This window comes from Nonomuraea sp. NPDC048826, from assembly GCF_043198225.1.
Lineage (GTDB): Bacteria > Actinomycetota > Actinomycetes > Streptosporangiales > Streptosporangiaceae > Nonomuraea.
The window spans coordinates 1-23,632 of the sequence record NZ_JBICUQ010000002.1 but is presented as its reverse complement, the minus strand read 5'-3'; the positions used below and the strand labels follow the sequence as shown (position 1 = coordinate 23,632).

General features: G+C 72.0%; 19 protein-coding genes. All 19 read right to left on the bottom strand.

Annotation, left to right across the window (positions count from 1 at the left end; genetic code table 11):
- Position 1: 1 nt before the first annotated feature.
- A complete protein-coding gene (locus ACGFI7_RS05860; protein ID WP_393399661.1) occupies positions 2–2,035 on the bottom strand; it encodes a protein kinase in 2,034 nt (677 codons plus the stop codon).
- Between the two features lie 100 nt (positions 2,036–2,135).
- Entirely contained in the window at positions 2,136–2,297 is a 162-nt protein-coding gene (locus ACGFI7_RS05855; protein WP_393399658.1) for a hypothetical protein, read from the bottom strand.
- A 66-nt stretch (positions 2,298–2,363) separates the two neighbouring features.
- On the bottom strand, positions 2,364–3,644 hold the full coding sequence (locus tag ACGFI7_RS05850) for a glutamate-5-semialdehyde dehydrogenase (RefSeq protein ID WP_393399656.1): 1,281 nt from the start codon (positions 3,642–3,644) through the stop codon (positions 2,364–2,366).
- 19 nt (positions 3,645–3,663) lie between these two features.
- Positions 3,664–4,776, bottom strand: coding sequence for a glutamate 5-kinase (gene proB, locus ACGFI7_RS05845; protein ID WP_393399654.1), 1,113 nt, complete (start codon positions 4,774–4,776; stop codon positions 3,664–3,666).
- A gap of 30 nt (positions 4,777–4,806) precedes the next feature.
- Positions 4,807–6,159, bottom strand: a complete 1,353-nt coding sequence (obgE, locus tag ACGFI7_RS05840) for a GTPase ObgE (RefSeq protein ID WP_393399652.1) — start codon at positions 6,157–6,159, stop codon at positions 4,807–4,809.
- Between the two features lie 222 nt (positions 6,160–6,381).
- A complete protein-coding gene (gene rpmA / locus ACGFI7_RS05835) occupies positions 6,382–6,639 on the bottom strand; it encodes a 50S ribosomal protein L27 (RefSeq protein ID WP_068925700.1) in 258 nt (85 codons plus the stop codon).
- Positions 6,640–6,654: 15 nt separating this feature from the next.
- Complete coding sequence (gene rplU / locus ACGFI7_RS05830; RefSeq protein WP_270159450.1) at positions 6,655–6,957, bottom strand: 50S ribosomal protein L21; 303 nt, start codon at positions 6,955–6,957, stop codon at positions 6,655–6,657.
- A 221-nt stretch (positions 6,958–7,178) separates the two neighbouring features.
- Positions 7,179–10,319, bottom strand: a complete 3,141-nt coding sequence (locus ACGFI7_RS05825; RefSeq protein WP_393399649.1) for a ribonuclease E/G — start codon at positions 10,317–10,319, stop codon at positions 7,179–7,181.
- A gap of 132 nt (positions 10,320–10,451) precedes the next feature.
- Complete coding sequence (locus tag ACGFI7_RS05820) at positions 10,452–11,204, bottom strand: TIGR03936 family radical SAM-associated protein (RefSeq protein WP_393399647.1); 753 nt, start codon at positions 11,202–11,204, stop codon at positions 10,452–10,454.
- 166 nt (positions 11,205–11,370) lie between these two features.
- Complete coding sequence (locus tag ACGFI7_RS05815) at positions 11,371–13,281, bottom strand: TIGR03960 family B12-binding radical SAM protein (protein ID WP_393399644.1); 1,911 nt, start codon at positions 13,279–13,281, stop codon at positions 11,371–11,373.
- A gap of 28 nt (positions 13,282–13,309) precedes the next feature.
- Positions 13,310–14,476, bottom strand: a complete 1,167-nt coding sequence (gene rodA, locus ACGFI7_RS05810) for a rod shape-determining protein RodA (RefSeq protein ID WP_393399642.1) — start codon at positions 14,474–14,476, stop codon at positions 13,310–13,312.
- Positions 14,473–16,518 (bottom strand): penicillin-binding protein 2, encoded by a 2,046-nt coding sequence (gene mrdA / locus ACGFI7_RS05805; protein WP_393399639.1) that lies wholly within the window; start codon positions 16,516–16,518, stop codon positions 14,473–14,475. The genes rodA and mrdA overlap by 4 nt, the downstream gene beginning before the upstream one ends.
- Complete coding sequence (gene mreD / locus ACGFI7_RS05800) at positions 16,515–16,979, bottom strand: rod shape-determining protein MreD (RefSeq protein ID WP_393399637.1); 465 nt, start codon at positions 16,977–16,979, stop codon at positions 16,515–16,517. Before mreD ends, mrdA begins: the two co-directional genes overlap by 4 nt.
- Positions 16,976–17,854, bottom strand: a complete 879-nt coding sequence (mreC, locus tag ACGFI7_RS05795; RefSeq protein ID WP_393399635.1) for a rod shape-determining protein MreC — start codon at positions 17,852–17,854, stop codon at positions 16,976–16,978. Before mreC ends, mreD begins: the two co-directional genes overlap by 4 nt.
- On the bottom strand, positions 17,854–18,885 hold the full coding sequence (locus ACGFI7_RS05790) for a rod shape-determining protein (protein ID WP_393399633.1): 1,032 nt from the start codon (positions 18,883–18,885) through the stop codon (positions 17,854–17,856). Before ACGFI7_RS05790 ends, mreC begins: the two co-directional genes overlap by 1 nt.
- 307 nt (positions 18,886–19,192) lie before the next feature.
- Entirely contained in the window at positions 19,193–19,603 is a 411-nt protein-coding gene (ndk, locus tag ACGFI7_RS05785) for a nucleoside-diphosphate kinase (RefSeq protein ID WP_148029969.1), read from the bottom strand.
- 230 nt (positions 19,604–19,833) lie between these two features.
- Positions 19,834–21,228 (bottom strand): hypothetical protein, encoded by a 1,395-nt coding sequence (locus ACGFI7_RS05780; protein WP_393399630.1) that lies wholly within the window; start codon positions 21,226–21,228, stop codon positions 19,834–19,836.
- A gap of 74 nt (positions 21,229–21,302) precedes the next feature.
- Complete coding sequence (locus ACGFI7_RS05775) at positions 21,303–21,620, bottom strand: DUF4233 domain-containing protein (protein WP_393401854.1); 318 nt, start codon at positions 21,618–21,620, stop codon at positions 21,303–21,305.
- Positions 21,621–21,925: 305 nt separating this feature from the next.
- Entirely contained in the window at positions 21,926–23,248 is a 1,323-nt protein-coding gene (locus ACGFI7_RS05770) for a bifunctional folylpolyglutamate synthase/dihydrofolate synthase (protein WP_393399628.1), read from the bottom strand.
- Positions 23,249–23,632 lie beyond the last annotated feature (384 nt).

Genomic DNA, 23,632 nt, shown 5'->3' with positions numbered 1-23,632 from the left:
GTCACAGCAGCAGGGCGATCGCGCGCACGGCAGCCGCGCACAGGGCGACGAACCCGCCCAGCACGGCCAGTGCGCGCAGCCCTTCCCTGCGCAGGTCGGGCATCCGCGCGCCGACCCGCTCGATCTCGCGCCCGGTGACGCCGCCGCACAGCATGCCGAACACCACGGCGGCGGCGGTGACCGGAGCGGGCTGCTGCCACCAGGTCGCCGTGTCGATCTGACCGCCGCCGGTGATCCACAGCGCTCCGCCGGCCGCGACGACGACGGGCGCCCCCGGCCAGGCGGCCGCGCTCACCAGCGCCCCCGCCAGCGCGAACGGGAACGTGATCACCCGCATCGTGGCCCGCGCCCAGCCCTCCGCGTGGTTGCGCACCATCCAGTGGCTCATCCACAGCGCCCTGGTCAGCACCACGAACACCGCCGTGATGACGATCGACGCGATCGGCCACATCACCGACGCCACCACGCACGGCACCGCCAGGACGGCGAGCAGCAGCAGCGCCGTGTTCCCGGCCGGCAGCGTGGTGGCGCCCTCGGCCCGGCTCGCGGCGCTCTTGGCGCCCTTGGCCACGGTCGGCGTCCTGGTCCGGATCCGCGCCGCGGCCTGCGCCCTGGCCCGCACCGCGCCCTCACCGCTCCGCCCCCGCGCGGGAACCCCCTCGGCCGCCCGCCCGCGCCCGGCGCCGCCCTCAGCGGCCCTCCCCCGCGCGGCGGGCACGTCCGCGGCTCTGCCGCGCCCGGCCGTCCCGTCGCCCCGCCCACGCCCGGCGTTCTCGTCCGCCGTCCGGCCTCGCGACGCCCCGCCGCCCTCGGCCGCCCGCCCGCGCGGCGCGGGCACCTCCCCGGCCCGCCCCCGCGCGCCGTCGCCCCGCGCCGCCGTTCCCTCGGTACGGGAGCGCGGCGGCACACTGTCACCCGCACGCCCCCGCGAAGCCGTTCCCTCCGTACGGGACCGCGGCGGCACACTGTCACCGGCCCGCCCGCGCGACCCTTCGCCCCGCGCCGCCGTCCCTTCAGTACGGGAGCGCGGCGGCACACTGTCACCCGCACGCCCCCGCGAAGCCGTTCCCTCCGTACGGGACCGCGGCGGCACACTGTCACCGGCCCGCCCGCGCGGCGCCGGCACCTCACCCGCACGCCCCCGCGTCCCCTCACCGGCGCGGGAGGTGGCGCGGGGCGGCGGCACGTTGCCCTCGGAGCGCGCGTCGTCCCTCGGCTCCCCGGTGTCCGGCTCGCCGAGCCCGCTCGCCTTGACCAGCCGGGCCAGCCGGTCGGCCAGCAGCGCGGCGGTGGGCCGCTTGCCCGGCTCGCGGTGCAGCGCCGCGCGCACCAGCGGCAGCAGCTCGACCGGCACGCCCTTGAGGTCGGCCTGCCCGTTGAGCACCGCGTACATCTGCGCCTCGGCGGTCCCCCGCCCGAAGGCGGGCCGCCCGGTCGCCGCGAACGCCACCGTCGCCGCCCACGCGTGCACGTCGGCAGGCGAGTCGACCTGCTCGTCGGCGAAGATCTCGGGGGCGGTGTAGCCGGGGGTGCCGAGGAAGGTGCCGGTCATGGTGAGCCGGGTGGCGTCGTGCACCTGGGCGATGCCGAAGTCGATGAGCACCGGCCCGTCGCCGCCCATGATGATGTTGGCCGGCTTCAGGTCGCGGTGCACCACCCCGGCGGCGTGGATGATGGCCAGGGCCGCGGCGATGCCCTGGGCGAGCATCAGCAGCTCCGTCAGGTCGAGCGCGCCGTCCTGGCGCACCCGCTCCAGCAGGGTGGCGCCCTCGATGTGCTCCATGACCAGGTAGGGACGGTCGCATGACAGGTCGGCGTCGAGCACCCGCGCCACGTACGGGCTCTCGACCCTGCGCAGTGCCCGCACCTCGCGTTCGAGGCGGATGCGTGCGGCGTCGTTCTCGGTCAGGTCGTGCAGGACCTTGACCGCGACGCGTTCGCCCCGGCGGGCGCTGGCGAGGTAGACCTCGCCCATACCGCCCCGGCCGAGCCTCTCGAGCAGGGTGTACGGCCCGACCTTGCCGAGCTTGCTCACCGTCCCTCCCCGCTCGGCGCGCCCATAAGGGACACAACCCTAGCGCTGTGACGCGTGTGGACGCCTGAGGCACGCCGAAACTCTTATCGGTGTGGCGCGTTCACGACAGCAGCGTGTCGAGCTCCGCCCTGGGCTCGTGACGCAGGTCCCTGCGTCCTTTCCTGCGCCAGTTGACGTGGCCGTGGCTCTCCAGCCAGAGCATCAGCCGGTCGGCGCCGAACAGCACGGCCGCCGCGGACGCGAGCGCGATGACGATCTCCATGCGCCCCAGTCAAGGAGGCCCGAGCCGGGCCGCGAGGGGCGACACGCCGCCCGCGACCCGATCACGTCACTGTCCTGACTCGGCGATGACCGTGCCCTCGGCGGTGCGCAGCTGGCCTTCGCCGGTGTAGACCCACTTGGTCGAGGTCAGCTCGGGCAGCCCCATCGGGCCGCGCGCGTGCAGCTTCTGGGTGGAGATGCCGATCTCCGCCCCGAAGCCGAACTCGCCGCCGTCGGTGAACCGGGTGGAGGCGTTGACCGCCACCGCGGCCGAGTCGACCAGCGCCACGAACCGCCGGGCCGCCTGCTGGGACCGGGTGACGATGGCGTCGGTGTGGCCCGACCCGTAGCGCCGGATGTGGGCCACCGCGTCCTCCAGCGAGTCGACGACCGCGGCCGCGATGTCGAGCGAGAGGTACTCGGCGGTGAAGTCGTCCTCGGTGGCGGGCACCACGTCGCCGTGACGGGCGACGCGCTCGTCGCCGTGCACGGTCACCCCGGCCGCCTTCAGCGCCTCCAGCGCCCTGGGCACGAACGCGTCGGCCACGTCGGCGTGCACCAGGAACGACTCGGCCGCGTTGCACACGGAAGGCCGCTGCGCCTTGGCGTTGACCAGGATCTCGACGGCCAGGTCGAGGTCGGCGGCGGCGTCGACGTACACGTGGCAGTTGCCCACCCCGGTCTCGATGACCGGCACCGTGGACTCCTCCACCACGGAGTTGATCAGAGACGCGCCCCCGCGCGGGATGAGCACGTCGACCAGCCCGCGAGCCCGCATCAGCTCCTTGACCGAGTCGCGGGTGAGCCCCGGCACGAGCTGCACGGCCCCGGACGGCACGTCGGTGCCGGCCAGCGCCTCCTGCATCACCTTCACCAGGGCGGTGTTGGAGTCGTAGGCGCTGGAGGACCCGCGCAGCAGCACCGCGTTGCCGCTCTTGAGGCAGAGCGCGGCGGCGTCGACGGTGACGTTGGGACGGCCTTCGTAGATGATGCCGATGATGCCGAGCGGCACCCTGAGCTGTCGCAGCTCCAGCCCGTTGGGCAGGGTGGAGCCGCGCACCACCTCGCCGACGGGGTCGGGCAGGTCGGCCACCTGGCGCACGGCCTCGGCGATGGCGGCGACCCGGCCCTCGTCGAGGCGCAGCCGGTCGATCATGGCCTCGGCGGTGCCCTGCTCCCTGGCCCGCTCGACGTCCCCGGCGTTCGCCCGGACGATCTCGGCGGCGTGCGCGACCAGGGCGTCGGCGATGGCACGCAGCGCCCGGTCCTTCGGCGCCCGCGGCAGGGGGGCCAGCTCGGCGGCGGCCTCGCGTGCCGCACGGGCAACCTTCAGGAACTCTTCGGACATCGCGTGCTCCTCGTCGCGGTCAGTGGGACTCCAGTATGACGATGTCGTCGCGGTGGATCAGCTCGCGTTCATATTCCGGACCGAGCTCGCTGGCCAGGTCGCGGGTGGAGCGCCCGAGCAGCTCGGGGATCTCGACCGCGTCGAAGTTGACCAGCCCGCGCGCCACCACCCGGCCGCGCGGCCCGCACAGGTCGACCGGGTCGCCGGCGGCGAACTCGCCCTCGACGGAGGTCACCCCGGCCGGCAGCAGCGACTTGCGCCGGGTGACGACGGCCTCGACCGCGCCGGCGTCGAGGTGGAGCCGGCCGCGCCCGGTGGTGGCGTGCGCCAGCCAGAGCAGGCGCGTGCCGGGATGGCGGCCCTGGGGGTGGAAGTAGGTGCCGACGTCGGCTCCGGCCAGCGCGTGCGCCGCCTGGGCGGCCGCGGTGAGCACGACCGGCACGCCGGCGCCGGTGGCGATCCTGGCCGCCTGCACCTTGGTGATCATGCCACCGGTGCCGACCGCGCCGCCCTTGCCGAGCTGGACGCCGGCCAGGTCCTCGGGGCCGCGGATCTCGGCCAGCCGCCGCGCCCCCGGCCGGCTGGGCGGCCCGTCGTAGAGCGCGTCCACGTCCGACAGCAGGACCAGCGCGTCGGCCCGGATGAGGTGGCCGACCAGCGCGGCCAGCCGGTCGTTGTCGCCGAACCGGATCTCGTCGGTGGCGACGGTGTCGTTCTCGTTGACGATGGGCACGATGCCCAGCTCCAGCAGCCGGTCGAGGGTGCGCTGGGCGTTGACGTGGTGGGTGCGCCGCATCATGTCGTCGGCGGTCAGCAGCACCTGGCCGACGCGCAGCCCGTAACGGGCGAAGGAGGAGGTGTAGCGGGCGACCAGCACGCCCTGACCGACGGACGCCGCGGCCTGCTGCGTGGCCAGGTCACGCGGTCGCGCGGGCAGCCCCAGCGGGCCCAGGCCCGCCGCGATGGCGCCGGAGGACACCAGCACGATCTGGGTGCCGCCGCGCCGGCGCGCGGCGAGCACGTCGACGAGCGCGTCGACCCGGTCGACGTCGATCGTGCCCTGGGGTGTCGTCAGCGACGACGAGCCGACCTTGACGACCACCTTCGACGCTGAACTGATGTGTTCCCGCACGTCCAAACCCTATCCGAGCCCGCCGGACGATCATCCAAGACGGCTGTCGGTGCCACGCGGCCCCTGACGGACCGCCTCGGCGTTGAGCGTCGGCTGCCAGTCGAAGACGTAGCCGCCCTCCATCGGCCCGATCACCACCTCGGCCCCCGCGGTGGCGCCGGCCTTGACCAGCTCCTCCTCCACGCCGAGCCGCTCCAGCCGGTCGGCCAGGTAGCCGACGGCCTCGTCGTTGCTGAAGTCGGTCTGCCTGATCCACCGCTCTGGCTTCTCGCCGGTCACTTGGAACAGGTTGTCGTTGACCCTGCGCACCTTGAACCCGGCCTCGCCGAGCTGCTTGGGCCTGATGACGAGCCTGGTCGGCTCCTCCACGGGCTTGGCGGCGCGGGCGGCCGCCACCCACTCGCCCATCGCGTACGTGAGCTCGCGCAGCCCCTCGTGGGTCGCCGCCGACACGGTGAACACCCGCAGCCCGCGCTCCTCGAAGTCGGCGCGTACGAGGTCGGCCAGGTCACGGGCGTCGGGCACGTCGGCCTTGTTGAGCACGACCATGCGCGGGCGGCCCTCCAGCTTGCCGTAGGCGTGCAGCTCCGCCTCGATCACCTCGTAGTCGGTGACGGGGTCGCGGCCCGGCTCCATGGTGGCGCAGTCGATGACGTGCACGAGCATGTCGCACCGCTCGACGTGGCGCAGGAACTCGTGGCCGAGCCCCTTGCCCTCGGACGCGCCGGGGATCAGGCCGGGCACGTCGGCCACGGTGAACACGTGGTCTCCCGCGGTGACCACGCCCAGGTTGGGGATGAGGGTGGTGAACGGGTAGTCGGCGATCTTCGGCTTGGCCGCGCTGAGCGCGGCGATCAGCGACGACTTGCCCGCGCTGGGGAAGCCGACCAGCGCCACGTCGGCGACGCTCTTCAGCTCCAGCATCACGTCCAGCGCGTCGCCCGGCTCGCCCAGCAGCGCGAAGCCGGGCGCCTTCCGCTTGGTGCTGGCCAGCGCCGCGTTGCCGAGGCCGCCGTGGCCGCCGGCGGCGATCACGTAGCGGGTGCCGGCGCCGATGAGGTCGATGAGCACCTCGCCCGTGGCCGCGTCCTTGACCACGGTGCCGTTCGGCACGGGCAGCACCACGTCGGCCCCGTTGGCGCCGTCGCGGTTGGAGCCCTGCCCCTGCTTGCCGTTGTCGGCCTTGCGGTGCGGGCGGCGGTGGTAGTCGAGCAGGGTGGCGGTGTTGGGATCCACCTCGAGGATCACGTCGCCGCCGCGACCGCCGTTGCCCCCGTCGGGGCCGCCGAGCGGCTTGAACTTCTCCCGGTGGACGGAGGCGCAGCCGTTCCCCCCGTCACCGGCCCTGACATGCAGGATCACCTGGTCCACGAAGTCCGGCATTCAGTTTCTCTCCTCCACAGGCCCGCGCACGGGCACACCGTCGACCCCGGCCCCGCCAGGATCGTCTTCTCTGCCGGCCCGTCCCACCCGGGCTTCCCGCCCTGCCCCGTACGGGAGAGCGAGGACCCTGCGCCGGGCGGCGCCCGGAAGGGACCGCACCAACGAACAAGGGGTGGATCGGCAGGCGATCCACCCCTTGTCACAACCCGTCTCGCCGGAGATTTACTCCGCGACGGGGACGATGCTCACGGCGCGGCGCCCGCGCTTGGTGCCGAACTGCACGTGACCGGCGGTCAGCGCGAACAGCGTGTCGTCGCCGCCACGGCCCACGTTGTCACCGGGGTGGAAGTGGGTGCCGCGCTGGCGGACGATGATCTCGCCGGCGTTGACCAGCTGGCCGCCGAAGCGCTTGACGCCCAGGCGCTGAGCGTTGGAGTCGCGGCCGTTGCGGGTGGACGACGCGCCCTTCTTGTGTGCCATCTCTCAAACTCCCGATCAGGCCTGGTCGATACCGGTGATCTTCACCTGGGTGTACCGCTGACGGTGACCCTGGCGCTTCTTGTAACCGGTCTTGTTCTTGTACTTGAGAATGCGGATCTTGGGACCCTTGGTCTCGCCGAGGATCTCGGCGCTGACCGTGAACCGGCCCGCCTCCGTGGTCACATCGCCGTCGTTGACGACGAGCACCGTCGGCAGCGAAACCGAAGAGCCGACCTCGCCGGCGACCTTGTCCACCTCGAGGACGTCACCGACGGAGACCTTCTGCTGCCTGCCGCCGCAACGAACGATCGCGTACACCGCGGAACCCTTCTACTGACTAGCTGTTGTCGACACACCGGCCGCCCCGAGAGGGACCACCGATGACTCCGAATGCTGCGCCCGACATCCGGCTCATCCGAAACCGACGAACCGAGGGGCGCGCCAACAGGGCACGCCACCTGACGCACCGATCCACAAGAGTACCGGATGATCGGTGCCCCTGGCGAACCGGACGATTCATCGGACCGCCCGCCGAGCGGTCACTCGGCGGACTTGGCTCGGCGGGAACGTCGCCGCCCCCTGCCGGAAGACTGGCCGGCCTGGTCGTCCTCCTGCGGGACGTCTTCAAGCGCACCGGTCACCGTATCACGGTTGGCCGCGTCCTTGGCCGCGGAGACCTTGTCGCCCAGCTTCTCGTTGACCGCCTTCTCGACCGCCATCTTGCCCTGCGTGCCGCGCGGTTCCGGCTTGCCGTCGACCGGCTCCGTGGACACGATCAGGCCGCGCCCGTTGCAGCAGTCGCACGGCGTCGAGAACGCCTCCAGCAGGCCCTGGCCGACCCGCTTGCGGGTCATCTGCACCAGCCCCAGCGAGGTCACCTCGGCCACCTGGTGCTTGGTCCTGTCGCGGGCCAGGCACTCCAGCATGCGCCGCAGCACCAGGTCACGGTTGGACTCCAGCACCATGTCGATGAAGTCGATGACGATGATGCCGCCGATGTCGCGCAGCCGGAGCTGGCGCACGATCTCCTCGGCCGCCTCCAGGTTGTTGCGGGTGACGGTCTCCTCGAGGTTGCCGCCCTGGCCGGTGAACTTGCCGGTGTTGACGTCGACGACGGTCATCGCCTCGGTCCGGTCGATCACCAGCGAGCCGCCGCTCGGGAGCCACACCTTGCGCTCCATCGCCTTGCCGAGCTGCTCGTCGATCCGGTACGACTCGAACACGTCGCCCTGCTCGCCGTCCCACCTCGTCAGCCGCTCGGCCAGGTGGGGGGCGACGTACTTGACGTACTCGTCGACCGTCTCCCAGGCGTCGGCGCCCTGCACGACCAGCGAGCTGAAGTCCTCGTTGAAGACGTCGCGCACCACCCGGACCGTCAGGTCGGGCTCGGCCGACAGCAGCTCGGGCGGGCTGGCCGACTTGGCCTTCTTCTGGATGTTCTCCCACTGCGCCGACAGGCGGGCGACGTCGCGGGCCAGCTCCTCCTCGGAGGCGCCCTCGGCGGCGGTACGCACGATCACACCGGCGTTCTCCGGCATGACCTTCTTCAGGATGCTCTTGAGCCGGGTGCGCTCCTTGTCGGGGAGCTTGCGGCTGATGCCGGTCATCGACCCGTCCGGCACGTACACCAGGTAGCGGCCGGGCAGGCTGATCTGCGAGGTCAGCCGGGCGCCCTTGTGGCCGATCGGGTCCTTCGTGACCTGCACCAGCACCGACTGGCCCGACTTGAGCGCCGACTCGATCCGCTTGGGCTGCCCCTCCATGCCCGCGGTGTCGAAGTTGACCTCACCCGCGTACAGCACGGCGTTGCGGCCCTTGCCGATGTCGACGAACGCCGCCTCCATCGACGGCAGCACGTTCTGCACCTTGCCGAGGTAGACGTTGCCGACGTAGGACTGGCTGGCCTCGCGGTTGACGTAGTGCTCGACGAGGACGCCGTCCTCCAGCACCGCGATCTGCGTGCGGTCGCCGTTGCGGCGCACCACCATCATCCGGTCGACGGACTCGCGGCGGGCCAGGAACTCCGACTCGGTGATGATCGGCGGACGCCTGCGGCCCAGTTCGCGGCCCTCACGACGGCGCTGCTTCTTGGCCTCCAGGCGGGTGGAGCCGCGCACGCTCTGCACGCCGTCGGCGGAGGTGTCGTGCGAGGCGGCCCGGCCGGAGCGGGGCGCGCGGATGCGCACCACCGTGTTCGGCGGGTCGTCGGGCGTCGCCTCGGGCGCGTCGTCGTCGGCACCGCGCCGACGGCGACGCCGGCGGCGGCGCGAGGAGGACGAGGACTCCTCGTCCTGCGACTCCTCGGTCGGCGCCTCCTCTTCGGCGTCCTCGTCGGCGTCCTCGTTGTCGTCGCTCTCGTCGTTCTCGTCACGCTCGCGCGACTTGCCGCGACCGCGCCCGCCGCGCCTGCGGCGCCGGCGCCGGCCGCCGCTCTCCTCCTCCTCCTGCTCGTCGGAGGTGTCGGCGTCGTCGCCCTCGTCCTCGGCGGTCTCCACGACCACCTCGTCGTCCGTCTCCGGCTCCGCCTCGGCCACGGGCTCCGGCTCGACCGGCCGTACGGGCTGCGCCTGCGCCGGGTCGGGCGCCTGGAACAGCGGCGCGAAGATGGCCGCCGGGCGCTGGAAGGCGGTGCCCCCGGCGTCGTCCCGGCGCCTGGCGGTCAGCCCGAACGGGTCGGCCAGCAGGTTGACCTTGATGTCGTCCTCGTCGAGGTCCTCCCCGGCGGGCTCGTCGTCGAGCGGCTCGTCCTCGGGCAGGATCTCCAGGATCTCCTCCTGGTCGTCGGCGGACCCGTCGCGCACGGCCGCCGCCTCCCCGGCACCGGCGGCCACCTGAGCGGCCACAGCCGGCTCCGCGCTCTCGACGTCTCCCCCGGACTCCGCCCGCCCGGCACCCGCGACAGCGGCCCGCCCGGCGGCAGCACCGGCATCCGAGGCGGCAGCACCCTGACCGGCATCAGCCGCGACGGCCCCTGCCCGGCCCGCGCCCGCGGGCTGGTCGGCCTCGATCTCCGGCTCGGTCTTCTTACGGGACCGGCGCCGCTTGGCGGGCGCCTCCGGCTCGGCGGCCTCCGCCCCGGCGCCCGAAGGCACGGCATCCGAAGGCAAGGCATCCGAAGGCAAGGCGTCCGAAGGCACGGCATCCGCAGCGGCCTCGGCAGCACCCGAACCCGCCCCCGAAACCGCGCCTGCGACGTCACCACGGGCAGTCTCGGCGCTGGCGGCCGCTCCCGGGGTCTCGGGGACCCCAGGGGCGCCGACGGCCGTGTCCGGCGTCTCCTGGACGCCGGAGACACCCGTCTCGGTCTCCTCGGTCTTCTTGCGGCGGCGGGACGTCGTGGTCGCCGACCGGGTGCGCGTGGCGCGCTTGGGCTTGGCCTCCTCGACCGCGGCGGCCACCGCCTCCTCGGCCGGGCTCACCGGAGCCGCGGCGATGATCTCCTCAGGCTCGCCGGCCGCGCGCTGCGCCGCCACGCTGGGCAGCGGCCGCCCTTCCGTCACCGAAGGGGCGGTCTGGGCGGCGGCGACGGTGACCGGGGCGGCCGGCTTCTCCTCCGGGACCTCCGGCGGGGGCCCCGCCGGCCTTCTGGCAGCGCCGCGGCGCCTGGTCACCTGTGACTGTTCTGTTGTCTCCCCGTCAGGGCCGTTGGCCCCGGCGTTGGGCTCGTTCTCGTCGAGCATGCGGGCGCTCTCCCGTCAGCTCCCGGGCGCGTCGCCGCGCCGCACGGGAGCTCTCGTGTCTCGTTGTCCGCCACGCCCGGAGGCATGGCGCCAAGTCCTGTCTGCCGGTCACGCCCCAGCGGGGCGATCCCCTTAACCGGCGACGTGCTCACCCGCCGGTCCCGCCTCGCCGCCGCGCGTCGTGTCGCGGTCCAGGTCGAGCGGGTCGGCAAGCGCACCGGTGCTGGCGTCGAGCGGCCCCTGCGCCAGCCTGGTCACCTCGGGGGGAACCGGCGGCGCGAAGTCGGCCACAAGGCGCAGCCCTGTGAGCACATCGTCGGGTCGAACGGCAGGCGTCATGTGCCGAACAACCATGCGCAGTATGACACACGACTGTCCGGGCACCTGAGCTGCTGTTCTGTCTGTTCCCTCCAGCACCGTGAGCCCCAGCACCGCCTCGCGCGCGTCGAAACGGCGCAGCCCCTTCTTGGTGAGGCGCTCGACCTCCACACGGTCGGCCGCGAGGAACTTCTGCACGGCCACATCGGCGTGCTCGCGGTCGGCACCGGGCAGTCGGACGTCCCACTCGGAGATCTCCAGGCGGTCGGCCAGCGCGCCGGGACCCGCCTCGACGACGTCGAGCACATCAAGGCCCGGCGGCAGCGAACCGTCGAGGTCGATCTTGACCTGTCGCGGATCGCACGGCGTCGTGACGCCGATCTCAAGGTATTCGGCCTCGCTGGCAACGCCGGTCGGCGCCGCTCCCGCGTAGGAGATCTTCGGGTGTGGTGAGAAGCCCGCGCTGTAGGCCACCGGAATGCCGGCACGGCGGACCGCACGCTCGACGGCCCGCGAGATGTCGCGGTGGCTGGTGAAGCGCAGACGTCCGCGCTTGGCGTAGCGCACACGCAGGCGCTGCGCCGTGGGCGCGGGCGGTGGCCCGTCGGGAACAGGTTTCAGAGCCTTGTCGTCCTTCCCTTGTAAGAGTTTCTTCTCTCAGGATAAGCCGCCCGGGCACCCCCGCGTACAGGCTCATGTACGGCGAGGTACCGGACGCGCACCCGGCGCGTCGTCAGACGACCGTGAGGGGAAGGAGTTTGCGGCCCGTCGGACCGATCTGAATCTCGGTGCCCATGGTGGGGCAGACACCGCAGTCGTAGCACGGGGTCCACCGGCAGTCTTCGACCTCACCGCCGGAGACCGCCTCCTGCCAGTCCTGCCACAGCCACTCGCGGTCGAGCCCGGCGTCGAGGTGGTCCCACGGCAGGACCTCGTTCTCCTCGCGCTCGCGCGTCGTGTACCAGTCGACGTCGACGCCGGCCTGCTCGGCGGCGGACATCCAGCGCTCGAAGGAGAAGTGCTCGCTCCAGCCGTCGAAGCGGCCCCCGTCTTCCCAGACGGCGCGGATGACGGCGCCGACCCGGCGGTCGCCCCGCGACAGCAGGCCCTCGACGATGGACGGCTTGCCGTCGTGGTAGCGGAAGCCGATGGCCCGGCCGTACTCCCGGTCGCCGCGCAGCGCGTCGCGCAGCGCCTTGAGCCGCCGGTCGACGGTCTCGTGGTCGGCCTGGCCCGCCCACTGGAACGGGGTGTGGGGCTTGGGCACGAAGCCGCCGATGGAGACGGTGCAGCGGATGTCGCGCGACCCGGTGGCCTCGCGGCCCGCCTTGATGACCTTCTTGGCGAGGTCGGCGATGCCGAGCACGTCCTCGTCCTGCTCGGTGGGCAGCCCGCACATGAAGTAGAGCTTCACCTGCCGCCAGCCCTGGGAGTAGGCGGCGCTGACGGTGCGGATGAGGTCGTCCTCCGTCACCATCTTGTTGATCACCTTGCGCATGCGCTCGGAGCCGCCCTCGGGCGCGAAGGTGAGGCCGGACCGCCGCCCGTTGCGGGAGAACTCGTTGGCCAGGTCGATGTTGAACGCGTCGACCCGGGTCGAGGGCAGCGACAGCGAGGTGTTGGTGCCCTCGTAGCGGTCGGCCAGGCCCTTGGCGAGGTCGCCGATCTCGCTGTGGTCGGCGGACGACAGCGACAGCAGGCCGACCTCGTTGAAGCCCGACTCCTTGATGCCGTGCTCGACCATGGCGCCGATCGTGGTGATCGACCGCTCCCGCACCGGACGGGTGATCATCCCGGCCTGGCAGAACCGGCAGCCTCGGGTGCAGCCGCGGAAGATCTCCACGCTGAACCGCTCGTGGACCGTCTCGGCCAGCGGCACCAGCGGCTTCTTCGGGTAGGGCCACTCGTCGAGGTCCATGACCGTGTGCTTGTGGACCCGCCACGGCACGTCGGGACGGTTGGGCGCGACCCGCTTGATGCGGCCGTCGGGGTGGTAGTCGACGTCGTAGAACTTGGGCACGTAGACGCCGCCGGACTCGGCCAGCCGCATGAGCAGCTCGTCGCGCCCGCCGGGCCTGCCCTCGGCCTTCCACTCGCGGATGACCTCGGTGATGGCGATCGCGATCTGCTCGCCGTCGCCGAGCACGGCCGCGTCGAGGAAGTCGGCGATCGGCTCGGGGTTGAAGGCGGCGTGGCCGCCCGCGAGGACGATCGGGTCGTCGTCGCCGCGGTCGGCGGCGACCAGCGGGATGCCGGCCAGGTCGAGCGCGGTCAGCATGTTGGTGTAGCCGAGCTCGGTCGAGAACGAGACGCCGAGCACGTCGAACGCGCGCACCGGCCGGTGCGCGTCGACGGTGAACTGCGGCACCCCCTCGGCGCGCATGAGCGCCTCGAGGTCAGGCCAGACGGCGTAGGTGCGCTCGGCCAGGGTCGCGGGAAGCTCGTTGAGGATCTCGTACAGGATGGCCACACCCTGGTTGGGCAGACCGACCTCGTAGGCGTCGGGGTACATCAACGCCCAGCGCACGTCGGCGGAGTCCCACTCCTTGACCGTCGAGTTGAGCTCACCTCCGACGTACTGGATCGGCTTCTGCACCTTGGGCAGCAGCGGTTCCAGGCGAGGGAAAATCGACTCGGCAGGCATGGACCCCAGCGTAGCGGCGGTCGGCCGGTCAGCCGAACGCACGCTGTCTCACGTAGATCGACTGCAGCAGCCCGACGCCGATGAGGTTGGCGAAGGTGGAGGTGCCGCCGTAGGAGACGAACGGCAGCGGCAGGCCGGTGATGGGCATGATGCCGATCGTCATGCCGACGTTCACGAACATCTGGAAGGTGAACCAGCACACGATCGTGCCCGCCATCAGTGTGCCGAACCGGTCGGTGCAGCGCCGCGCGATCCACAGCCCGCGCACCAGCACCAGCCCGAGCAGCGCCACGACGGTGACGGAGCCGAGGAAGCCGAACTCCTCGCCGGCCACGGTGAAGATGAAGTCGGTGTGCTGCTCCGGCACGAACCTGCCGGTGGTCTGCCCTCCGCCGAGCAGCCCCTTGCCGAACAGCTGCCCGGAGCCGATCGCGATGAGCGACTGGGTGCTGTTGTAGCCGACGCCGCGCGGGTCGACGCTCGGGTCGACGAACGCGGTGAACCGGGCCACCTGGTACGGCTCCAGCATCTCGAAGAAGAAGACGCAGAAGATCCCGCCCGCGCCGACGAGCGTGAACAGGGCGATCAGCCGCTTGCGCACCCCCGCGATGATCAGCGCCGAGGCCGTGACGGCGGCCAGCACGAGCGCGGTGCCGAGGTCGGGCTGCAGCATCACCAGGGCCAGCGTGATCACGGCGGCCACCAGCGTCAGCAGCACGTCCAGCCCGCGCGGCCGGTCGGTTCCCTCGACCGGCTGGGCCAGCAGCATGGCGGTGATCAGCACCAGGCCGACCTTGGCGAACTCCGACGGCTGCACCGCGAACCCGCCGCCGAGCAGGATCCACGAGTGGGACCCGTTGATGGTGGCGCCCAGCGGGCTCAGCACGAGCCCCAGCCCGACGAGCGAGACCAGGTAGATCAGCGGCGCGTACGCCCGCACCGCGCGGTAGTCGGTCATGGCCACCACGCCGCACAGCACCAGCCCGATCACCTGGTTGAGCAGGTGCTTCCAGAGCAGCCCGGTCGATCCGGGCGCCCACGTGCGGGTGGACGACCAGACGAGCAGCGAGCCGATGACGACCAGCGCCAGGACGGCGACCAGCATCACCACGTCCAGCCGCCACACCGCCGACTCGGGGCCGAACGCCCGGCGGGTGAACGAGCGCCGCCCGGCCGCCATCGCGCCGGCGCTCATCCCGGGACCACCGTGCCGTCGGGCCGGAACACCGGCAGCTTCGACACCGGCCGGCCCTCCGGCGCCGCGGCGGGCCGCTTGACGCCGAAGATGCCCTCGTAGATCTCACGCGCGGCGGGGGCGGCCGCCGACGCGCCGAACCCGCCCTGGGAGATCATGACCACCACGACGAACCGCGGGTTACGCGTCGGCGCGAACGAGGCGAACCAGGAGGTGTCCTTCTTGCCCCACACCTCCGCCGTACCCGTCTTGCCGCCGATGGGCCACCTGTCCATGGGAAAGCCGGCGAAGGCCCCCGCCGCGGTGCCGTCGGAGGGCACCTGGCTGAGCGCGTGCTTGATGTAGAGCCGCTCCTTCTCCGTCACCGGAAGCCTGCCCACCACCGGCACCGGGACGGTCTCGACCATCTTCCCGTCCGGCCGCACCTTGGCCCAGCCGATCCGCGGGCTGCGCAGCTTGCCGTCGGTGGCCAGCGCCGCGTACGCGCGAGCCAGCTGCAACGGCGTCACCAGCACGTCGCCCTGGCCGATGCTGAAGTTGGCCGAGTCGCCCGGCCGCAGGATGAACCCCTCCTGGCAGTTCTCCAGCGCCAGCCGCTTGAGGAACGCCGCCCGGGCCCCGTCCTTCACCGCGGGGTAGCCGGTCTGCGCCCGCTTGCAGTTCTCGCCGCTGGTCAGCGCCCAGGTCTCCTTCTTCCAGCGGCGGTCGGGGATGCGGCCGGCCGACTCGCCCGGCAGGTCGACGCCGGTGGGCGAGCCGAACCCGAACTTCCTGGCGGTGTTGGCGAACACCTCCTTGACGTTCTTCTTCGGCGTCCGCCCGCCGTCCTTCAGGTACTGCTCGTACGCGGCCTTGTAGAAGATCGTGTCGCACGACTTCACCAGCGCCGTGTGCAGGGTCAGCGTGCCGAGGGCGATGCCGCGGAAGCCGTTGAAGGCCCGGTCGCCGATCATCACCGAGCCGGGGCAGCCGTACTTGCCGTTCAGCGGGTATCCGGCCCGCAGCATCGAGGCCACGGACGACACCTTGAACGTCGAGCCGGGCGCGAACTGCCCGTTGATCGCCCGCGACGTCAGCGGCTTGCCGGACTTCTCCGACAGCAGGTGGCGGTAGGTCCGCTCGGAGATGCCGCCCGCCCACACGGACGGGTTGTAGCCGGGCGCGCTGGACATCGCCAGCACCCGGGAGGTGCGCGCGTCGAGCACCACCGCCGCGCCCCCGTCAGAGGCGGGCGCGGCCTTCATCGCCTTGCGCAGCGCCTGCTCGGTGATCGTCTGGATGCGCGCGTCGATGCTGGTCACCAGGTGATGGCCGGCGACCGACGGCACCTCCTTCTCCACCCCGAGCGGCTTGCCCATCCGGTCGACCTGCACCCTGCGGATGCCGGCCTTGCCGCGCAGGTCGTGGTCGTAGACGTACTCCAGGCCGTCGCGCCCGGCCAGGTCGACCCCGGAGAACGTGGCCTTCAGCCCGACCCGCTTCTCCAGCTCCGCCTCGGTCACCGGCGAGAGATAGCCGAGCATCTGCGCCCCGGCCTCGTCCAGCGGGTAGTCCCTGATGGCCTGGATCTCGGCCGTCACCGCGGGGAAGTCCTCCTGCTGCTCCAGGATCTGCAGCGCCTCACGGGTGTCGACCTTCTCGTCGAGCGGCACCGGTTGGTACGGGGAGCCGGTCCAGCAGGGCTTGGGCACGTCCGGACCGCACGGCGTGATCCGTCGCTGCAACTGGGCGACGGGCCGGCTGAGCACCCGCGACAGCTTGCCCAGCACGTCGAGCCCGCTGTCGCGCATCCGCATCAGCATGGTGCGGTCGACCGAGACGACCAGCCGCGACTTGTTGCGCACCAGCGGCCGGCCCGACGAGTCGAGGATCTGCCCGCGCACCGCGGGCACGATGACGGTCCTGGTGCGGGTCTCGGTGGCCCGGTTGACGAACTCGGGGCCGCGTACGACCTGCACCTGCCAGAGCCGCACGGCGAGCACCGCGATCATCAGCAGCACCAGCACCTGCACGACGAGCAGCCGGGTCCGCATGCGGCTCACAGCGTGTGCCTCTCCCGTGTGCCCCGCGAGACCAGCCAGACCATCACCGGGGCGACGACGAGCGTGCAGGCCACGGTCACCGGCACCTGCTGGGTGAGCGTCGAGACCGTCACCCGCGGGTCGGACAGCAGCCCGCTCACCGCCGCCGCCAGCAGCGGCGCGAGCAGCACGCACAGCATGACGGTGACGACGCGGTTGCCCACGCCCCGCCCGGCCAGGTAGCCGACCAGCGCGAACACGAACGCGTACAGCCCCGCCACGTGCGCCGTCGGCGGCGCCAGATCGACCAGCAGCCCCGCGCCGAACCCGAGCACCGCCCCGGAGGCGGGCCCCCGCGTCAGCGCGGCCCCCACGACCGCCAGCAACACCAGGTCGGGCGCCCCACCGGCGGGCAACGGCAGCCGGTTCACCAGCATGAACTGCACCAGCAGCGCCGCCAGCACGGCCACGACCGCGGTCATCCCGTCCCCTCCCTGCGCGGCAGCACCGCGTCTCTCGGATCGCGCGCGGGCGGCCGCACCACGACGCCGACCACGTCCAGCGCGGTCAGGTCGGCGTACGGCCGCGCGTACGCGGTCCGCGTCAGCTCGCCCGCCGTCGTCTCCACCTGCTCGACCACCCCGATCGGCACCCCCGGCACGTACGGTGCGCCGCGGTGGGAGCCGAAGCTGACCAGGCGCGTCCCCCGCGTCACCGGCGCCGTCGCGTCGAGGAGCTGGAAGCGCAGCAGCCTGCCGTGCTCGCCCACGCCGTGCACCACGCCGATCTCCCGGCCGCTCTCCATGCGGGCCCCGGCCGCCGAGGCGGGATCGCTCAGCAGCACCACGCTCGCCGTGCGCGGGCCCGCGTGCACCACCCGCCCGATCAGTCCGTCGCCGTTGAGCACGGTCATGTCGGCGCGGACCCCGTCGTCGGTCCCGGCGTCGATCTCGACCGCCTCCTCGAACCCCGGCCGGCCGCGCCGGGCGATCACGTTGGCCGGCACCACCTGGTAACCGCCGAGCGAGGCCAGCCCGAGCATCCGTTTGAGCTGCGCGGACCGCTCCGCGTCGACCCTGCTGCCGGCCAGGTCGGACCGGAGCCTGGCGTTCTCCGCGCGAAGCCTCGCGAGGTCCCGCTGGGCGCTCGGCGCGGCGGCGACGGCCTCGACGAACCCGGTCACGGGACGGATCACCGCCGCCCCCGCCGATTCGGCGGTGCCGAACGCCCACGACCCGGCCGCGCGCAGCGGACGCAGCGGCGAGCTCTCCCCCGTACGGTGGTCGACGGTCAGGATGACCAGCGCCACCGCCAGGAGTGTCCCGAGAACCAGCCGTGCCTGGCGCGAGTCCCTCATCAGCGTCGCGACTCCGGAACCAGGACCTGCTGCAGCGCCTCGAAGTCCTCCACGCACCGGCCGGAGCCGAGCGCGACCGAGTCGAGCGCGTTCTCCACCAGGTGAACGGGCATGCCCGTCTCCTGCCTGAGCCGTTCGTCCAGCCCCTTGAGCAGCGCGCCCCCGCCGGTCAGCGCGAGCCCCCGGTCCATCAGGTCGCCGGACAGCTCCGGCGGGCACTGGTCGAGGGTGGCCCGCACCGCGTCGGCGATGGCGTTGACCGGCTCCTCGATGGCCTTGCGGATCTCCTCGGCCGACACGATGATCGTCTTCGGCATGCCGCTGACCAGGTCACGGCCGCGCACCTCGGCGTGCGCCTCGTCGCCGTCGGCCCAGGCCGAGCCGACCGTCATCTTGATCTCCTCGGCCGTCCGCTCGCCGAGCATGAGCGAGAACTCCTTCTTGACGTACGTGATCACCGCCTGGTCCAGCTCGTCGCCGCCGACTCTGATGGACTTGCTGGTGACCACGCCTCCCATGGAGATGATCGCCACCTCGGTGGTGCCGCCGCCGATGTCGACGACCATGTTGCCGGTCGGCTCGTGCACCGGGAGCCCGGCCCCGATCGCCGCCGCCATCGGCTCCTCGACGATGTAGACCTTGCGCGCCCCGGCCTGGTAGCCCGCCTCCTTGACGGCCCGCTGCTCGACGCCGGTGATGCCACTGGGCACGGCGATGATGATGCGCGGTTTGGCGAGATGGCGCCGTCTCTGCGCCCGTTGAATGAAATATCGCAACATACGCTCGGTGACCTCGAAGTCCGCGATCACCCCGTCCTTCAGCGGACGGACCGCCACGATGTTGCCGGGCGTACGGCCGATCATGCGTTTGGCCTCCACGCCCACGGCCACGATCTTCTCCGTGGCGGTGTTGATGGCCACGACCGACGGTTCGCTGAGCACGATGCCGCGGCCGCGCACGTACACCAGAGTGTTGGCGGTTCCGAGGTCGACCGCCATGTCACGGCCGAGAAAGGCGAGCTTGCTACCCATGGGGAACGGAGCCTTCCCGCGACGTTCGCAATAGGACTACGGACTCAAGACCCGATCACTGCCGCAATGACTACGGACTGAATTCGAATCGTAACGTGACGTACCCACCGGCTCGCGTACTGAGCCCGTGCGCCCCACAAAAATCTCAAGCCCCTCCGCGAACCGCGATTTTGCCCGGATTGCGCGCTACAACCCAGGCCCCCGGGTAGGTCCGGAAAACGCAGAGTGCCCGCGAGGCGGAAAGCCTGCGGGCACTCGGCCGGACGCTGCCCGCGAGGTGAGAGCCTGCGGGCGCGCGGCCGGACGCTCAGAACCGGTCGGGGAAGAAGATCTTGATCTCCCGGGCGGCGGACTCGGGCGAGTCGGAGCCGTGCACCACGTTCTCGCCGATCTCCAGGGCGTGGTCGCCGCGGATCGTGCCGGGAGGCGACTTCACCGGGTCGGTGAGCCCCGCCAGCGAACGGAACGCCTCGACGGCGCGGTGCCCCTCGGCGACCAGCGCCACCAGCGGGCCGGAGGTGATGAACTCGACGAGCTCGCCGAAGAACGGCCTCTCGGAGTGCTCGGCGTAGTGGGCCTTGGCGGTCTCGACATCGAGGGTGCGCAGGTCCATCGCCACGACCTTGAGGCCCTTGCGCTCCATGCGGGCGATCACGTCACCGATCAGGCCGCGCTTCACCCCATCGGGCTTGATCAGGACAAGAGTGCGCTCGGACACTGGGAGTTCTCCTTCGAACAGGGGTCGCGGATGCGGGCTACGAGCAGCGCTACGAGCACGGCCTGGCCCGGGATGCTCCGCCGCACAGGCCACGCGAAGCTGCGGCACAGCTTACCGCCCCGGAGCCGGTCGCCCTTTCCCGACGGCCTCAGACTCCGCCCCCGAGCCGGTCACCCTTTCCCGACGGCCTCAGGCCCCGCCCCGGAGCCGGTCACCCTTTCCCGACGGCTTCAGGCCCCGCTCTCGGGCGATTGCGCGGGCGGCGGCACGGGCGGCAGGCCGTCGTCCGCGCCCGGCTCCGGCTCAACGGCAGCGGCCTTCACCGCCGGCGCCCGACGCGCCATGACGGACACCAGGACGATCACCGCCACCACCAGGAACCCGGCGACCAGCGCCCACAGATGCAGCACCCCGACGTAACTGTCGACGAACTCCTGCCGCGACCCCTGGTCGAGCAGCGCCTTCTGCATCCCCGTACCCAGGAGGTAGCCCGCCAGCACGCCGGGGAAGCACAGCGCCAGTCCGAACAGGGCTGCGCCCACCCCCACGTCGGAGAGCGCCGCCGTGAGCGCCACAGCAGCACCCACCGCGAGCAGCGTGAACGGCACCACCAGCACCAGCCCGTCCGCCGACGGCACCACCAGCCGCACCGAGCACAACCCGGCGACCATGGCCAGCAGCCCCAACTGGGTGAGCCACTGCCCGGACGCCCCCGACCCGCGGACCAGGACCGCCGCGACCACCGCGAGCAGGCCCGCGACGCAGAACGGGATCCACAGCCCCTTCAGCCCAGGCCCGCCCATGCCGCCCATCTCCGCGTACGTCACCTGGGCGACGCTCGGCAGCAGCACGACACCGACCGCCACCATCGCGTACGCGAGCGTACGGCTCTCCCGCGTGCCGATGGACGCCAGCGCGAGCAGACCCACCATGGCGAGCGCCGCCAGCAGCATCATCAGCCCTGGACTCCAGTCCTGGCTCGCCGCGCCGACCGCCGCGACCGCCACGCCGGCGGCGGGCGCGGTCGCGAGCAGGATGCGGCTGTGCTCCTGAGGCTGCGGCGACGGCGTGGACGGCCGGCCGCGCAGCATCCAGAGCACGAAGTAGACGGCCGCCAGCGCCAGCGCGACACCGCTGAGCAACGGGTAGGGCTGCAGCGTGATCCGCCACTCCGTCGCGCCCGCGAGGGGCCAGAGCGCGAGCGCCTGAGCGGCCAGCAGGCTCAGCGCCAGCATGCCCGCCCACAGACCGCGCAGCCGGCGGGACCGCGGCCAGACCGCGACCAGCGTGGCGGGCACGAGCAGCCCCGCGCCGACGCCGTGGGCGACGCGCAGCACCCCGACCATGACGGTCGAGCCCGCGTAACCGCCGGCCGCGTCCGCCGCGGCCACCAGCGCCAGCCCCGCGACGAGCAGATGGGCCGCCTGCACCCGGCGCAGCGCCAGGGCGGCGAGCGGCACCGCCAGCATCATCGCGGGCAGCGCCAGCCCGTGGGCGCGCACCAGCCCCACCCGGTCGATCCCGGCAGGCAGCAGCTCCGCGACCACCGAGACCGTGTTGGGGATGGCGACGATCGCCAGCGGCAGCACGGCCACGATGAGCAGCCCGAGCAGAGCATCAGGCACCCACGCTGAGTCGGCGCGTGGCGGCGCGGCCTCGGGGGACCGCTGAATCGGGGGGACGGCCATGAAGCCCGACTTTAGCGGGAAGTCACGCCCTCGACACGGCGAGCGACGAATATCGCGGCGATCCACAGCGCGGCGAAGATCGCCCCGAGGAAGAACATGGTCGGCACCAGGAACCCGGTGCAGATCGCCAGCACCTGCGCCACGCTGCCGAGCACATAGCCGATCGGCTTCTTGAGCAGCCCCGTCGCGACGACGCAGAGCACGGCCAGCCCGATCCCCGCCGTCACCGCCAACGCGGGCGCCACCCCACCGATCGTGATCGCGACCGGCGTGAACAACGCGACGACGATCGCCTCCATGCCGAGCACACTCGCACCCAGCCGTCGCATCCCAGGCGTCACCTGGAAACTCAGCAAACCCATCACGCCTCCGCAGCCTTCACCGATCCCCGCAGGTCACCATCACGCCGCCCCGAGCAGGACCCATTCCTCACCCGCACGCTCGCCCGGCCTCCGCCAGGACCACGCGCAAGCCTTCCCACGTCCCAGCTTCCGCCAGGCCCGCCCGCAAGCCTTCCCACGTCCCAGCTTCCGCCAGGCCCGCGCGCCATCCCCCCGCGACCCAGCCTTCGCCAGGGCCGCACGTCACCCCTCCACGCCGCCTCGACCGTGACCGGCGCGCGCTGCGCTGCCCATCACGCGCCCTCGGCCTTGAGCAGGAACCGGGCGTCGCCCACCGTGACCACCGATCCGGTGATCAGCACGCCCGTACCGGCGAACTCGCCGTCCGCGTCGGCGATGCCGATGGCCTGGTCGATGGCGTCGTCAAGACGCTCGACCACCTGCACCCGCCCCTCGCCGAAGACGGACTCCGCCAGCATCCCCAACTCGGCCGCCGACAGCGAACGCGGCGAGGAGTTACGCGTGACGACCAGCTCGGAGACCATCGGCTCAAGCAGCTCCAGCAGCCCCTCGACGTCCTTGTCGGCCATCACCGCCACGACACCGACGAGCTTGGGGAAGTCGAAGGCTTCCTGCATCGCGTCGAGCGTGGCCTGCATGCCCCCCGGATTGTGCGCCGCGTCCAGCACCACCGTGGGGTTACGCCGCACCACCTCCAGCCGCCCGGGCGAGGACGCCTGCGCGAACGCCGCCCGCACCAGCTCCACGTCGAGCGGGTCGTCACCGCCCGTCAGCGCCTCGACCGCGGCCAGCGCGCAGGCGGCGTTGCTCGCCTGATAAGCCCCGTACAGGGGGAGATAGACGTCCTCGTACACGCCCTTGAGCCCGCGGAAGCTGATCAGCTGCCCGCCGACGGCCACTTCACGGCTGAGCACCCCGAACTCCAGGCCCTCACGCGCCACCACCGCGCCGACGTCGGCAGCCCGCCGCATCAGCACCTCGGCCGCGGCCAGCTCCTGCTGCGCGAACACGGCCGTAGCGCCCTGCTTGACGATGCCCGCCTTCTCCGCCGCGATGCTCGGGATGTCGGGCCCCAGCCTGTCGGTGTGGTCGAGCGAGATCGGCGTCACGACGGCCACGGTGCCGTCGGCGACGTTCGTCGCGTCCCAGGAACCGCCCATACCCGTCTCGACCACGGCCACATCGATCGGCGTGTCCGCGAACGCCGCGAACGCCATGGCCGTAAGCAGTTCGAAGAACTGGATGCGCCGTTTGCCCTGCGCGTCGGTCAGCTCCACGAACGGCGCGATCTCCTCGTAGACCTGAACGAAGCGCTCCTCGCTGAGCGGCTCACCGTCGACCGTGATGCGCTCCCGCATCGACACCAGGTGAGGGCTGGTGAACCGGCCCACCCGCAGGTTGCGCTCACGCAGCAGGCTCTCGATCAGCCGAGCCGTGCTCGTCTTGCCGTTCGTGCCGGCGATGTGTATGACCTGGTAGGCCCGCTGAGGCGAGCCGAGCAGATCCAGAAGGGCCGCGATCCTGTCGAGCGTCGGCTCGAAATCCCACTCGACGCCGCGCTCCAGGATCGCGCGTTCAACCGCACGAAAGTCCACCCCTCAACCCTACTGACCACCGCGACCGCTTACTCACCCCGCCGCCGGTACGGTGCACGCCCCGTGATCGCATCCCAAGCCCGAAGATGGACGGCTGTACGACGCCCGGAGATCCCAACGCGGAAAGAGTCCGGGCGTCCGTCGAAGCTCAGATGACCGTACGAGCCCCCGCCGGCCCGCGTACGAACGAAAAGGCCTCGACGTCACGTCGAGCCTTGAACAGGCAAGACCTCCGACAGAAACCATCGAAGCCCCGAAACAGCAACAGGCCCCGACTCAGCCATCGAGACCCTGAAAATAGAAAAAGCCCCGACCGTCAAGTCGAGGCTCTTTCCTATAAAGATTGTCCGGCGGTGACCTACTCTCCCACACCCTCCCGAGTGC

Bases quoted from the DNA above. Each gene is read 5' to 3' on its own strand.
- ACGFI7_RS05855 (WP_393399658.1), bottom strand. From the start codon at position 2,297: ATGGAGATCGTCATCGCGCTCGCGTCCGCGGCGGCCGTGCTGTTCGGC.
- ACGFI7_RS05850 (WP_393399656.1), bottom strand. From the start codon at position 3,644: ATGTCCGAAGAGTTCCTGAAGGTTGCCCGTGCGGCACGCGAGGCCGCC.
- obgE (WP_393399652.1), bottom strand. From the start codon at position 6,159: ATGCCGGACTTCGTGGACCAGGTGATCCTGCATGTCAGGGCCGGTGAC.
- rpmA (WP_068925700.1), bottom strand. From the start codon at position 6,639: ATGGCACACAAGAAGGGCGCGTCGTCCACCCGCAACGGCCGCGACTCC.
- ACGFI7_RS05825 (WP_393399649.1), bottom strand. From the start codon at position 10,319: ATGCTCGACGAGAACGAGCCCAACGCCGGGGCCAACGGCCCTGACGGG.
- ACGFI7_RS05815 (WP_393399644.1), bottom strand. From the start codon at position 13,281: ATGCCTGCCGAGTCGATTTTCCCTCGCCTGGAACCGCTGCTGCCCAAG.
- rodA (WP_393399642.1), bottom strand. From the start codon at position 14,476: ATGAGCGCCGGCGCGATGGCGGCCGGGCGGCGCTCGTTCACCCGCCGG.
- mreD (WP_393399637.1), bottom strand. From the start codon at position 16,979: ATGACCGCGGTCGTGGCCGTGCTGGCGGCGCTGCTGGTGCAGTTCATG.
- mreC (WP_393399635.1), bottom strand. From the start codon at position 17,854: ATGAGGGACTCGCGCCAGGCACGGCTGGTTCTCGGGACACTCCTGGCG.
- ACGFI7_RS05790 (WP_393399633.1), bottom strand. From the start codon at position 18,885: ATGGGTAGCAAGCTCGCCTTTCTCGGCCGTGACATGGCGGTCGACCTC.
- ACGFI7_RS05775 (WP_393401854.1), bottom strand. From the start codon at position 21,620: ATGCGACGGCTGGGTGCGAGTGTGCTCGGCATGGAGGCGATCGTCGTC.